A 12,208-nucleotide genomic window follows, 5' to 3' on the forward strand; every position below is an offset into this window, starting at 1 on the left:
ATGAAATAACGTCCAGTCAGTGCAACACGCTGCCCTTGTGAGAATTCCTCACCACCGCAGAATCACGTCACCCGTCAGGTCCCGATCGGTTTGCCGAACAGGCCTGCGACGAGTTCACCGACCGCATCCACCCAGACTGGCCAGGTCCTCTGATCAAGCGCCATGGATCCAGCGTCGAAGGTGCTGCATCCCTGCTCAGCAGGCACACCAGCGAACCGATCACGAAGCCACAGTAGAGCACTCGGCAAAGCGACGACTTCCATGCTGACATGCTCACTGAAGTGGTCTCTGGTGTAAACGACACTCGCAGAAGGATCTTGGCAATAGGTATCGACAAGTTTGTTCACCGGGCCAACAGGCACCAACCAGTCGGGATTCGACTGATAGATGTACATCGGCACGTCAGGAACAGACTTACCCATGGCAGCTCGGGAGAGCGCAGCTCTCACCGTGGGGTGTTGGACCGGATCTCCCGGGACATCGAGGAAGCCCTTGATGTTGAGGAAGGGCACTGCAGCCGACGTCCAGAGCATGCACAGGTTGTCCTTGGCAGCGAAAAGCGCTCGGCCGGCAGGGTTTATGTGCTGATCGATGAAACCTGCAAGTTCAGGATCTTCTCGGCTCACTCCGATTACACCGGCAGCGACGATCCCGGCCCCGAGAGCGTTGTTGGCATTGTCGAGCAAAGCGCCGAGATCCGCGGCAACACCACCTTCGGCGACTCCGACGATATTCAGTTCCGGCGCGTACGCCTGCCGTATTTCAGCTGCGTGACCGGTAGGAATCGATCCACCCGAGTAGCCGAGCAGCCCTACGCGAGTTGACCGCCCTTGCAGCTCCATGGGTTCGAAGTTTTCAGCAGCACGAATACCGTCGAGCGTGATCCGGGCCGCGACGGGGCCGGAGGCGAAGGAAGAATTGGGTCCCTGATGATCGGGCACCGACAATGCCCAACCCTGCGCCAGTGCCGCCTGCACTTCGAGGAATTGAGCCCCACCGGTCGCAGCGCCCGTCACCAGCCACGGCAACGCGCCTTGCTGCATGACATACGAAGGTGCGCAGTAGTTTCCGAGTGAATCCTCTGCCATCTGAAAGGACAGCAGCGGGCGCGGGCCCCCATCGCGAGTGTCGCCACGCGGCTTGATCACTGTGGTGACAGCAGGAATTGCCTCGCCCGCAGCATTATTGGATCGATACGAGATCTGCCACGCATCCACGTTGGTCGGAATCAGGTTGAGAGTACCGAGATTCACCGCACGAGCGGCGATGATCTCACCCGGTTGCTTGGATTCGACGACCTCGACAGGCGGTTCATAGAAGGCCTGGTCCAGTTCAGGCAAAGGCGGTGCAACCGCAGGCGGCAGGGCAGGCTGGACCTGAATTTGGGCGGGAACACCTTCGTCCGGTGCCGCTGAGGCAGGTGCCGAAAGTCCGATCTGCCCGATTACTGCAATCACGGCAATTGCGAGGCCCCCGCGTTGTCGGTCAGTTGTCCAGCGTCGTCCCATACCAATTCCTCCCCGGAAAAGCACAGATTGCCTTGTGTTGCCGCAGTTCTCATCACGAGCACACAAGTTAGATGCGAGTGTCTAACACATTGAGGACGAGAGTAGAGCGTTGTGGGCCGGATTACAATCCCCTGGTGTTCGTGACCTATTCGTCGGCGTGAAGGGGCGCGTCGTCGATCAACGCATTCAAGAGCACCGTCATCAGATCGACCAGTACCGACACGGGAGGACGAGGCTCCGCAGTGCTCCACTGGTGCACCAGCGCGGTAAGCGCGCCGATGAAGGCGGTGGACGCCCACCGGTAACCACCCGGCGGTTCGTAATCTTCGCCCACGATCCCTTTGATGATCGACTCGAAAAATGTTGCCCAGACCGAACGTTGGTCCACACGATGCTTTTCCACCCGGGGACTGACACCTACGACGTCGATGAAGGCAACGTGTGCGCGTCGTGGGTCACTTCCGACCGACTCGACGAAGGCGGCCATGGCCGTCGCTGCCTTGTCACGGAGATTGACCGAAGGCTCTGCATCGAGTGCGTCGACCATTGCAATTCTGGCGTCGAGTTGGATCTGGTCGTACAGCGCGAGGAGTAGATCCTCGCGACTACCGAACTCGTCGTAGAACTGCCTTCTGGCCAGACTCGCGGACGCGCAGATATCCGCCACCGAACTTCCGGCATACCCCTGGTCTGCAAACACGCTGAGAGCAGCATTCAAAAAGAGGGAACGGCGTTCGGCCTTGCGAGCCGCGACCGACCTTCCGCCGTAATTTCTGTCCGTTTCAGCGATTGCCACGTCTGCCAGAGTATGCGGCATCGCGCCGCACACAAAACGCATCTGACCTGCTGCGAAGTTCCTTCACCACCACTACCGGCGCATCGGCACTGCAGCACGATCAGGCCAATACGAAGGCCACGGCAAAAAGTGTCCAGGCGGCAGCGAGAACCGTTGACGCCGCAGTAACTGCCCCGGTCACGGCAGGTCGAGTGCTGCGGTTGCGCGCGGCGATGATCCCGACCGTCATCAAAGTCAATGCCACCAGGAACGACAAAACCACGATTTTCACCAGCAACCCCTTCGACGACGGTCAACAGAACCGGAGACTATTTAGATAGTACACAAATAAATCGTGCATTAATTAAACTCAAAGTCTGTCAGGGGATTCTTGACAGAATTCAACAGCGCCTGTCAGGCTAGTCCTGACGAAAGGAGAACTTTTCATGGAAGACCTGATCGAACGCGCCCTGACTGCGAAGATCGAGACCGCCGCGATCACCACGGTCAACGCCGCGATCACCGAGGCCGGCACTCAGGCAGACAAGATTGTCGGAACAGATCCTTTACCTGGTAGCCCTGAGTGGGAGGCAGAACAGGACACCGACATCCCGGCGCAGCGTCAGATGGCGTGGCAGTTGGCCTGTTTCCGGATTCAGCTCGCCGCGGGTATCGATTCGACGGCAAGCGTCATGAGCCTGCGTAGATTCGGCGCAACATGGTCAACCATCGGCCGCGCAGCGGGAATGACCCGTCAGTCCGCGCATGAACGGTGGGGTCGACGTGTATCGGACATGCTCGATCCCTACGGAGTCGGGATGCCGCCCATGGTGCCGAATGATGATCCGACTCAGCCCTGACTAACAATCGCGTGACTACCGATCCGGCAGCAGCGCATCGGCTTTCGCGACCAGCACAGCGCGCTCACGCTCGTTCCCGGCCAGCCGAGCCGCTTCGAGGAGTTCGGTTCTAGCCTCCTCGGATCGGCCGAGCTGACTGAGCAACTCCCCCCGAACGCTGGGAAGCAGGTGGTAGTCGGCCAGTTCACCTGAAGCGACAAGCTTGTCGACGAATTCGAGCGCAGGGCCAGGACCGTATGCCATGGATACCGCCGCCGCATGATTGAGGTCGACCACGGGCGATGGCGCCAGTTGCGCCAGAGCCTCGTAGAGGATGACTATCTTCTTCCAATCGGTGTCTTCGAAAGTTGCTGCTCGCGCATGACATTCGGCAATCGCCGCCTGCAGGCCGTACGGGCCTCGTCCACGCCCGACGGCGTCAGCTCGTTCCAGCGCGGCAAGCCCACGCGAGATCTGTAGGCGATCCCACCTCGTCCGATCCTGGTCAGCCAGCAGGATGGGTTCACCGGTCGAGGTTGTCCGAGCGCCGAATCTCGAGGCTGTCAGCTCCATCAAAGCGACAAGGCCGTGTACCTCGGACTCCCTGGGGACCAATTCGGCGAGTATTCGCGCGAGCCGCAGAGCCTCAGCACTGAGCTCCGCCCGCATCCACTCGTCCCCGGAACTGGCTGCATAGCCTTCGTTGAACACCAGGTACAGCACTCCGAGGACCGCGCTCAATCTGCTCGAAAACTCTTCTCGCCCTGGAACTTCGAAAACCGCTTTCGAGGCGGTCAGCGCCTTCTTCGCGCGGACTATCCGCTGCTGCACCGTCGCCGTCGGCGTGAGGAACGCTTTCGCAATCTCTTCCGTGGTCAAACCGCCCACCACCCGAAGCGTCAACGCCACCTGCGCTTTTCGATTCAACACGGGATGGCAGGCGATGAACATCAGGCGAAGGACATCGTCGTCGATGCGGTCCGGATCCCAGCTGACGTCGTCGAAATGTGAAGCGTCGTTCTCGAGTTCACGCGCAAAGTGGGCGTAGCGCTCGTCCAACCTCTCACGTCGTCGCCACCCGTCGATCGCTCGTCGTGTCGCCACAGATGTCAGCCAGGCAGCGGGGTTTCTCGGAACCCCCGACGCGGGCCACTGCTCGACGGCTTCGAGCAGAGCCTGCGCGGCCAGATCCTCGGCGAGATCAAGATCTCCGACGGTGCGAGTCAACGTGGCGACAATCTTCGCGGATTCGATACGCCAGACCGCGTCGACAGCCTTTCTCGTTTCTTCTCGCACCGCCTCGTCGGTCATGGTCAGCCTGCGACCGGACGATCGGTACCGAGCTCTTCACGCCAGCCTGCCTCTTTCTGGATGTACTCGTTGTCCTGATCGAAGTCCGACATCTCGCTCACGCGGCGTACCTCGAGCTTGCTTCCCGGCCCGAGCGGGCAGCGCTTCGCCCATTCCAAGGCTTCGTCTTTGGTCGACGTCTGAATGATCCAGAATCCCGAGAACAACTCCTTCGTCTCCCCGTACGGGCCGTCGGAGACCAGCGGAGGATCGGACTCGAAATCGACGATGAATCCCTCCTCCATCGCCAGTCCCTCACCGGCCAGCAAGACACCTGCCTTGATCAGGGACTCGTTGTACTGCCCCATCGCCGCGATGATCTCGTCGAAGTCCATGTCCTTGGATGCTTCGATAGCCTCATCGGTGGAACGCATGATCAGCATGTACTTCATGAGAATCTCCTTCGTTCGTGGACCGCTCTGTTCGGTCCCTCTGCTTACACGTCGAACGGCGCACTCACCGATCGACAAACTTCCGAAACAATTTTTCCGAGGACATAACCGCCGGTCGCGATACGCTGCCCACGGTATCGGCGGACGGGCCGTCGGGCCGGTCAGAAGTCGAGAAATCCCGGCACAACTTCGCGAACGAGCCCGGTCGCGTCAGAGCTCCCGTAGAAATACACCGACCCGTAACCGAATAGGTACTCCTCTACGAAATCGGGGTGGGACTCAGCAACCACCGGCCACCCCTCTTCGTTGATCTGGAACAGGAAGCTGTGTCCATCTGCCTCGACGGCATCGGCGTAGGACGGTTCGTTCTGAATGAGCACCGGTTGCGGAGCTATCAACACCAACGGCATCACCTCGTCGTCCGAGGGAATCCTGATCAACGCCGCGCTGCCAAGGCCCGCATGGCTGCCCGCCGATTCCGCACTTCGTGACGACGAGGGGTGCAGGACTGCCCTAACCCCGATGTCCGGGTATTCGAGGTCGTCGTCGCCGATGGAGAAACCTCGACGGATGAAGATCGAAAGCTCTCGCACGCCGAGCCACGGCGCCGTGTGTGCCTCGAGCGTCAGAAGGTACTCGTGCGACCGCAGAATCGCCTGACCAGCGAAAACCTGCGGAGGTCGTCCACCAATCCGTGCCCCACTATTCGAATCGCTCGAACCCACCCCGAGATGTACCCTGTCCACCGGCGTCATCCTAGGGAGATCCGACGGGTGTCGGAGGGAGACTCTCCGATTTCCTACAATCCGCTGGTGACGTAGGCCACAATCAGGCTCGATGATGGGTGCATGACAACATTCCCGACTCTCGACCCCGAACTCGCCGCGGCACTCACCATGCTCCCGAAGGTGGACTTCGCTGACCTCCCCAACGCACGGGCCACCTACGACGCTCTGGTCGGCACCATGTTGGCCGACCTGTCATTCGACGGAGTCACGCTTCGTGAACTGTCGGCACCCGGCCTGGACGGCGATCCGGAGGTCACGATTCGTTTCTTCACCCCGGACAACACTGCCGGCCCTGTCCCCGTTCTGCTCTGGATCCATGGCGGCGGATTCGCAATCGGCACCGCAGAATCCAGCGATCCATTTTGCGTCGAGGTGGCGCGGGAACTCGGATTCGCCGTTGCGAACGTGGAGTACCGCCTCGCCCCCGAAACCCCCTTCCCCGGCCCCGTCGACGACTGCTACGCCGCACTCCTCTACATCCACGCCCATGCCGAGGAGCTGGGGGTCGATCCACGCCGCATCGCAGTGGGAGGGCAGAGCGCAGGCGGTGGACTGGCCGCAGGCACTGTCCTCAAAGCCCGTGACGAGGGCGTTGTGCCCGTGGCCTTCCAATTCCTCGAAATCCCTGAACTCGACGACCGCCTGGCGACGGTCTCGATGACGAACTTCGTCGACACCCCCTTGTGGCACCGCCCTAACGCCATCCTGTCGTGGAAGTACTATCTCGGCGGGTCGTATTCCGGTCCCGAAGATCCTGACGTGTCCATTTACGCTGCGCCGTCCCGGGCTACCGACCTCACCGGTCTGCCGCCGACCTACCTGTCCACCATGGAACTCGACCCGCTCCGCGACGAAGGAATCGAATACGCCCTTCGGCTGCTGCAAGCAGGAGTCAGCGTCGAATTGCATTCCTTCCCCGGAACCTTTCACGGGTCGGCACTGGTCGCGACCGCCGCGGTCAGCGAAAGAGGTGCCGCCGAAGCCCTCACTGCGCTCAGGAGAGGGTTGCGTTCGCTCTCGCCGGTCTCGTAGCGTTGCGAGATGCAAGGACTGATGTACCGGCTTGCCGAGCTCGATGCAGACTCGGCAGGCCTGGTACGTGTCATCGATTACTTCGACGCCCTCGTGCGGCACGGCTCCGACACCGCGTCTTTGCTTCGTGCGAGCGCGCAGTTGGCGGACTGCGTCGTGGGTATCGAGATCGTCGAGCGCGGCAGAAGCAAGAAGAATTTGCGCCGTTGCGATCCGCGCGGCCGATGGTCACCCGATCCTCAGCTCCCACCGAGCATGACCAGAAACATTGCCGTAGACGACGAGGTTCTCGGAACGGTATGGATCGAACGACCCGGGGCCAGCTTGCCACTCGACGAAATGCTCGTCGACCGGATGGCCCTGACCGCAGCGATAATTCTGCAACCGCGACGCCTGCCTACCGAAGCCGAGCACACTCGAAATCTGTTGTTCCCGATGGATGAACTCGCGGTGCTCACCTCCTGCGCCGGTCTCGGTATCGCACCCCAAACCCCAGTTCGTGTAATGGCAACCAAGGCAGTCTCAGACACGGCCGACGGCACTGCACACCTTGTCATTTCGCCAGATTGCACACCTGGCAAAGCCACTGGGATAGACGCTGACGGCGAGCATCTGAATCTCGTGACGGGTTCGTTCGCACCCACACCCGAGCTGTCCGAGGCCGCGCTGTCGTCATACATTCGCGCCGGAATATCTTTGACTGCTCCCGCTTCCGAAGTGAGCACAATACTGAGCACTGCACGATTCGCTCGAGCACAGGCGTCGGCAACAACACCGATCGTGAACGCCGACGATCTCGGCGCCCTCAACCTCTTGGCGCCGGGACCACACATCGATCACTCGCGAATACCGGATCTGGTTCGTGCCGAAGAGATCGGCGATACCAAACAGGGGTTAGAACTACTCGAAACCTTGAGGTCATACCTGCAGTCCGGAACCTTGAGGGCCGCAGCAGATTCCATGCATCTTCACCACAGCAGCGTCGCGCACCGATTGGCGAAACTGTCCCAGCACGTCGGATTCCACGTCGATTCCATCGAGAACCGAGCACGCGCAACGGCCATGATGCTGGTCCTCGATGGCGGATAGGACCCACCGCGCATCACAGGTACTACGCAGTGGTTGACGATCTTTCGCGTTCAGCGAGCGCAACAAACGGCGCAAGCGCCGGATTCGGATTATCCGGCCGGTAGGTCACTGCCACGTCGAGAGTTGGTTGCTCACCGGCGATCTCACATAGATGGACACCCGGGATGCGGAGCATCCGCGCTCTGCCCTGGGGGATCGGCGCAATACCCACCCCGTCCGAGACGGCATGCAGCACCTGCTCGTCGTCGGCCTCGAATCGAACGATGCTGGGCGCCCCGTTTGGCCAAAGTTGTTCGAGCGTACGCAAATACATCCCCGGGGCGTTGGCCTCCGGCCAGAACACAACGGGGACGTCCACCAGATCTCCGAGTTCGAGCGTCGCTCGATCTCCGAACGGATGATCCACGGGCACAGCGACCAGGATAGGTTCGGTGTCGAGGACGATCAGGGGAAGTTCTCGATCGTCTTCATCGAGCGGCGGGCGAACAACCGCGATGTCGACGGCTCCGGTTCGGACGAGGTCGACAGTCTGTGCCGAAGTGCCACGATGAACGACAACTTCGACGCCCGGGTAGAGCCTTCGATAGGTGCTGACCAGATCCGCGACTGCGCCGCCCGCCCACGAACGGGTGTACGCGATGCGCAGTTCTCCGTCCACACCGCGCGCGGCCAACCGAATTCGTTCGACCGCCCGGTCCGCACACCCGATCAAAAAGCGCGCCTCTCGTACCGCCACCTTGCCGGCTTCCGTGAAGGTGAACTGCGGACCCCGACGATCCACCAGCGGAACTCCGAGTTCGCGCTCGAGAACCTTGATCTGCTGACTGAGGGCCGATTGCGCGACGTGGACGTTCGCAGCGGCTCGAGTGAAGCTCCCATGATCCGACAGAGCGATCAGATAACGGGCACGCTGCAGGTTCATACGGCGATTATAAGAAAAACAGATGGTGGTGTCACTACTTGGTCTTGGACACGGCATCACCTGAGGTCGGAGGATCGAGTTCACGTTGATCCACCGTCTGTCTCCCGAAAATTGTCACCCGAACGATCACAAGGTTGCACATGAACCCCCGAACACTCACTGAACCTACAACAGACGCGAGGCTTCTCGACGCCCTCGCGGAGATCGTCGGCCACACGCATGTCCTTACCGATTCCGAACTGATCGAGGGCTACACACGTGACTGGACGGGACGTTGGATCGGCGACGCGATCGCGGTCATCCGCCCCGGCAACACTTCCGAAGTGTCTGCGGTTCTTCGAGTATGCTTCGACGCGGGGGTTCCCGTCACACCGCAAGGCGGCAACACCGGACTGGTCGGTGGTGGGATCGCCTCGGCTGGGTCCGTGGTGCTGAGTACCAGACGTCTGGAGACGATCGAAGCCGTCGACCCCATCGGTCGGACAATCGCGGCCGGCGCCGGCGTGACCGTTGCTCGCGCCGACCTGGCCGCATCTGCACACGGTCTCCGCTTCGGAATCGATTTGGCATCAAAGGAATCCGCAACACTCGGCGGCATCGTCGCAACCAACGCCGGTGGGACGCGCATGGTCCGATACGGAAATACACGCGCACAGATACTCGGTATCGAAGCCGTGCTCGCGGACGGTTCGGTGCTGAGTAGATGGACTCCACTCGTCAAAGACAATGTCGGATACGATATTCCAGGACTTCTCGCCGGCAGCGAGGGAACGCTCGCAGTCATCACCAAGGTCCTGATGAAGCTGGTCACCCCGGCGACCGACACCCAGGTCGTGCTCGCGGGTGTACGCGAAGTCGATCAAGCGCTTCATTTGTGTAATCGCGTGCGTCAGAGCGGATTGACCGTCGAAGCCGCCGAGATCATGACCGACGACGGCATCTCCCTCGTCTGCGCACACACCGATGCCCGTCGCCCGTTCGGCACCCCTTCACCGATGTACACACTCATCGAGGTGTCATCACCGCGCGAAACGGAAGAGTCGCTCCTCGAAGTACTCTCCGACTCTGCCGACCTCATCGAGGACGCGACGGTCGAGCCTGGGCCGGCTCGAAAACTGTGGACTCTGCGGGAAAGCCATACCGAAAGCATCAGCGCGTCGTCGACGACGCCGGTAGTCAAGCTCGACATCTCCGTCCCCTTGTCCGTGATGGGAATGTTCATCGACAACCTCCGAGAAAGCCTGGCACAACGATTCCCCCTCGTGCGGCCAATCCTGTTCGGGCACTTCGCCGACGGAAACATTCATGTGAACCTTCTGGATGCCGAGCCGAGGGTCGCACACGAACTGACCGATACGGTGTTCCGACTCGTCGCCGTCCACCATGGAAGCATCAGCGCCGAGCACGGGATAGGCCGCGCGAAGTCGCCGTGGATATCGCTGGGGCGCACTGAAACCGACATCGCCGCAATGCAGTTGATCAAATCGTCCTGGGATCCCCGTGGAATCCTCAATCCTGGAATACTGTTGCCGGAAAAAGTCGGGTAAGCAAAAGGGGTCTCATGCAGGATCTTTACGTCGTCACTCATCCTCATGCCGAACACACAGCGCAGGACGTAGTCGGCGGTTGGCACAATTCGGTTCTCACCCCCGCTGGTCGGCGCGATGCAGGTTTGATCGCCGAAGCGCTGAAACGACGACGCACAGGAACTTCGCGCCCGGTCCGCATCACCTCGTCCGACCTCAATCGTTGCACCGAGACATCCACGATCATCGCCCGGACACTCGATGCTCCGGCGACAACGGATTCACGATTGCGCGAAATCAGCTTCGGCGAAGCCGAAGGACGCCCGAACTCGTGGCTGGCCCAGCGGCAGGTCCCGGCCCCTGACAACAACCGCCTCGATCACCGTGGCCCCGTTGCCGGTGCCGAGACCCGCCGCGACATCGCATCAAGGGTTCACGAATGCGTTCACGAACTGATGGACGATCTCGATCACGATCACATCGTCGTAACCCACGGCTTTGCACACACATTCGTCGTCTCCGCCTGGCTACAGATTCCCGTCGAAGCCGCAGGATTTGCGACCTTCGCGACCACCCCGGGTGCAATCACACATCTCCGACACGACGACTACTGGCGCAACCGAACCCTCGTGCAACTAGCTGATACGACGCACCTGGACTGTGGCACGATGGCCTGATGCGCCATGTCTCCGACGACGAACGCCGTGCTCGCATAGGAGTACGTCATGCGCTGGAGCCAATGTTTCACGTCGATTCGCCGGAAGCTGCCACGCGGGCGATGACGGTACTGCACGCCACCGAGTCAGCGACGGTCTATCTGTCTTGCTGGGCGAGGGTTCGGTCCGTGGACGCCGCCGACGTCGACCGCGCCCTGTACGACCAACGCAGTCTCGTGAAGCAATTGGCAATGCGCCGCACACTCTTCACCTTTCCCCGCGACTTGCTGCCGGCCGCGTGGTCGAGTGCGTCCGCCCGCGTCGCGAACACCGAGCGGGCACGAATGGCCAAGGATGTCGTCAAGGCCGGACTCGCCGTCGACGGCAACGACTGGCTCGATCGCGCACGGACGGAAGTGCTGAAGTTGCTCACCGATAGGCCTGAAGGGCTTTCAGCGGTAGAGATTCGTCAGGCCGTGCCGATGATCGACGTCAAGGTCGAGGGTTCGGCAGGTGAAATCTGGTCGGCACCCAGGGTTCTCACGCATCTCGGGGCGACCGCAGACATCATGCGCGGCACCAACACCGCCCGCTTCCCCGTCTCACGCCCACTGTGGACTCTCACTCGACACTGGCTCGACGACGCCCCCGTCGATCTCGAATCTGCAGACGGCTATCGAGAAATAGTCCGCCGTTGGCTCTACACCTTCGGACCGGGCACGGAAGACGACATCGTCTGGTGGCTGGGCTCGACGAAGACGGTCGTCCGGGCCGCCCTCGCCGAACTCGACGCCGTTGCAGTCTCACTCGACGGAGGCGACACCGGCTGGTTGCTACCCGATGACGTCGCCACGGTGCCTGATCCAGGTCCTTGGGTGGCACTCCTACCGGTGCTCGACCCGACGATCATGGGGTGGAAGAACCGTGACTTCTACCTCGGCCCGCACCGCAACCAACTCTTCGACACCCGCGGTAATGCCGGCACCACCGCATGGGTCGACGGTCGCGTCGTAGGGTGCTGGATCCAAGACGAAACCGGTGTGGTGCACGTTCGATTGCTCGAGACCGTGTCAGCGTCTGCGCGACGTTCTCTCGATGCCGAGGCGGCGCGCCTCACCGCGTGGCTGGGCGGCGTCAGAATCGGCACGGGGTACGTCTCACGGGCTATGAAGCAGGCGGCTGAAATTGCTGGAGCCACGCCTTGACTATGTGACCAGAACACTGTTCTAGCTGATCTTTCTGCTAACGCCATCCATACGCGGCAAGGCAACCATCGACAAGTGTACGAAACGTACAGTACACTTCGAACTTCACCGATTGACCGATCTAGG

The 12,208-nt window shown here is 61.1% G+C and carries 13 protein-coding genes; 6 read left to right on the forward strand and 7 right to left on the reverse strand.

Features of this window, described 5'->3' with window-relative positions; translation table 11 throughout:
- Nucleotides 1-74 precede the first annotated feature (74 nt).
- The 3 genes from G9U53_RS06225 to G9U53_RS06235 form a co-directional block, all read right to left on the reverse strand.
- The gene (locus tag G9U53_RS06225) at nucleotides 75-1,508 is read right to left on the reverse strand and encodes a lipase family protein (RefSeq protein WP_207624045.1); all 1,434 of its coding nucleotides are present in this window, start codon (nucleotides 1,506-1,508) and stop codon (nucleotides 75-77) included.
- Nucleotides 1,509-1,653: 145 nt separating this feature from the next.
- Nucleotides 1,654-2,325: a TetR/AcrR family transcriptional regulator gene (locus G9U53_RS06230; RefSeq protein WP_172827073.1), complete on the reverse strand. Its 672-nt coding sequence runs from the start codon at nucleotides 2,323-2,325 to the stop codon at nucleotides 1,654-1,656.
- A gap of 79 nt (nucleotides 2,326-2,404) precedes the next feature.
- Nucleotides 2,405-2,575, reverse strand: coding sequence for a hypothetical protein (locus G9U53_RS06235; RefSeq protein ID WP_007735738.1), 171 nt, complete (start codon nucleotides 2,573-2,575; stop codon nucleotides 2,405-2,407).
- A gap of 154 nt (nucleotides 2,576-2,729) precedes the next feature.
- Between G9U53_RS06235 and G9U53_RS06240 the strand changes: the two genes are divergently transcribed.
- Entirely contained in the window at nucleotides 2,730-3,143 is a 414-nt protein-coding gene (locus G9U53_RS06240) for a hypothetical protein (RefSeq protein WP_003942828.1), read from the forward strand.
- A gap of 15 nt (nucleotides 3,144-3,158) precedes the next feature.
- Here G9U53_RS06240 and G9U53_RS06245 read toward each other — a convergent pair whose 3' ends face one another.
- The 3 genes from G9U53_RS06245 to G9U53_RS06255 form a co-directional block, all read right to left on the reverse strand.
- A complete protein-coding gene (locus G9U53_RS06245; RefSeq protein ID WP_165638469.1) occupies nucleotides 3,159-4,433 on the reverse strand; it encodes an RNA polymerase sigma factor in 1,275 nt (424 codons plus the stop codon).
- A gap of 2 nt (nucleotides 4,434-4,435) precedes the next feature.
- Complete coding sequence (locus tag G9U53_RS06250) at nucleotides 4,436-4,864, reverse strand: YciI family protein (RefSeq protein WP_007735729.1); 429 nt, start codon at nucleotides 4,862-4,864, stop codon at nucleotides 4,436-4,438.
- Nucleotides 4,865-5,025: 161 nt separating this feature from the next.
- Complete coding sequence (locus G9U53_RS06255) at nucleotides 5,026-5,619, reverse strand: hypothetical protein (protein WP_161120498.1); 594 nt, start codon at nucleotides 5,617-5,619, stop codon at nucleotides 5,026-5,028.
- A 93-nt stretch (nucleotides 5,620-5,712) separates the two neighbouring features.
- On the opposite strand from G9U53_RS06255, the gene G9U53_RS06260 reads away from it, so the two are divergent.
- Together G9U53_RS06260 and G9U53_RS06265 are read left to right on the forward strand one after the other, a co-directional pair.
- On the forward strand, nucleotides 5,713-6,684 hold the full coding sequence (locus tag G9U53_RS06260; RefSeq protein WP_030537407.1) for an alpha/beta hydrolase: 972 nt from the start codon (nucleotides 5,713-5,715) through the stop codon (nucleotides 6,682-6,684).
- A gap of 9 nt (nucleotides 6,685-6,693) precedes the next feature.
- On the forward strand, nucleotides 6,694-7,773 hold the full coding sequence (locus G9U53_RS06265) for a helix-turn-helix domain-containing protein (RefSeq protein WP_242692433.1): 1,080 nt from the start codon (nucleotides 6,694-6,696) through the stop codon (nucleotides 7,771-7,773).
- Nucleotides 7,774-7,795: 22 nt separating this feature from the next.
- Here G9U53_RS06265 and G9U53_RS06270 read toward each other — a convergent pair whose 3' ends face one another.
- Entirely contained in the window at nucleotides 7,796-8,695 is a 900-nt protein-coding gene (locus tag G9U53_RS06270; protein ID WP_003943243.1) for a LysR family transcriptional regulator, read from the reverse strand.
- Between the two features lie 140 nt (nucleotides 8,696-8,835).
- Here G9U53_RS06270 and G9U53_RS06275 point away from each other — a divergent pair, with 140 nt between their 5' ends.
- Genes G9U53_RS06275 through G9U53_RS06285 form a run of 3 tightly spaced genes read left to right on the forward strand, consistent with a single transcriptional unit; the run spans nucleotide 8,836 to nucleotide 12,082 of the window.
- Complete coding sequence (locus G9U53_RS06275) at nucleotides 8,836-10,242, forward strand: FAD-binding oxidoreductase (RefSeq protein WP_165638470.1); 1,407 nt, start codon at nucleotides 8,836-8,838, stop codon at nucleotides 10,240-10,242.
- 14 nt (nucleotides 10,243-10,256) lie between these two features.
- Nucleotides 10,257-10,898 carry a histidine phosphatase family protein gene (locus tag G9U53_RS06280; RefSeq protein ID WP_007735718.1) on the forward strand — a complete coding sequence of 214 codons (642 nt, stop codon included), beginning with the start codon at nucleotides 10,257-10,259 and terminating at the stop codon, nucleotides 10,896-10,898.
- On the forward strand, nucleotides 10,898-12,082 hold the full coding sequence (locus tag G9U53_RS06285; protein ID WP_165638471.1) for a winged helix DNA-binding domain-containing protein: 1,185 nt from the start codon (nucleotides 10,898-10,900) through the stop codon (nucleotides 12,080-12,082). The genes G9U53_RS06280 and G9U53_RS06285 overlap by 1 nt, the downstream gene beginning before the upstream one ends.
- The last annotated feature ends 126 nt before the right edge of the window (nucleotides 12,083-12,208 follow it).

The sequence above is a fragment of the Rhodococcus sp. D-46 genome, from assembly GCF_011290655.1.
Taxonomy (GTDB): domain Bacteria; phylum Actinomycetota; class Actinomycetes; order Mycobacteriales; family Mycobacteriaceae; genus Rhodococcus_F; species Rhodococcus_F qingshengii.

What these genes read in the sequence shown, in the direction of transcription:
- G9U53_RS06285 (WP_165638471.1), top strand. Translation starts at nt 10,898, where the DNA reads ATGCGCCATGTCTCCGACGACGAACGCCGTGCTCGCATAGGAGTACGT.
- G9U53_RS06225 (WP_207624045.1), bottom strand. Translation starts at nt 1,508, where the DNA reads ATGGGACGACGCTGGACAACTGACCGACAACGCGGGGGCCTCGCAATT.
- G9U53_RS06250 (WP_007735729.1), bottom strand. Translation starts at nt 4,864, where the DNA reads ATGAAGTACATGCTGATCATGCGTTCCACCGATGAGGCTATCGAAGCA.
- G9U53_RS06260 (WP_030537407.1), top strand. Translation starts at nt 5,713, where the DNA reads ATGACAACATTCCCGACTCTCGACCCCGAACTCGCCGCGGCACTCACC.
- G9U53_RS06280 (WP_007735718.1), top strand. Translation starts at nt 10,257, where the DNA reads ATGCAGGATCTTTACGTCGTCACTCATCCTCATGCCGAACACACAGCG.
- G9U53_RS06255 (WP_161120498.1), bottom strand. Translation starts at nt 5,619, where the DNA reads ATGACGCCGGTGGACAGGGTACATCTCGGGGTGGGTTCGAGCGATTCG.
- G9U53_RS06270 (WP_003943243.1), bottom strand. Translation starts at nt 8,695, where the DNA reads ATGAACCTGCAGCGTGCCCGTTATCTGATCGCTCTGTCGGATCATGGG.
- G9U53_RS06245 (WP_165638469.1), bottom strand. Translation starts at nt 4,433, where the DNA reads ATGACCGACGAGGCGGTGCGAGAAGAAACGAGAAAGGCTGTCGACGCG.
- G9U53_RS06230 (WP_172827073.1), bottom strand. Translation starts at nt 2,325, where the DNA reads ATGCCGCATACTCTGGCAGACGTGGCAATCGCTGAAACGGACAGAAAT.
- G9U53_RS06265 (WP_242692433.1), top strand. Translation starts at nt 6,694, where the DNA reads ATGCAAGGACTGATGTACCGGCTTGCCGAGCTCGATGCAGACTCGGCA.
- G9U53_RS06275 (WP_165638470.1), top strand. Translation starts at nt 8,836, where the DNA reads ATGAACCCCCGAACACTCACTGAACCTACAACAGACGCGAGGCTTCTC.
- G9U53_RS06240 (WP_003942828.1), top strand. Translation starts at nt 2,730, where the DNA reads ATGGAAGACCTGATCGAACGCGCCCTGACTGCGAAGATCGAGACCGCC.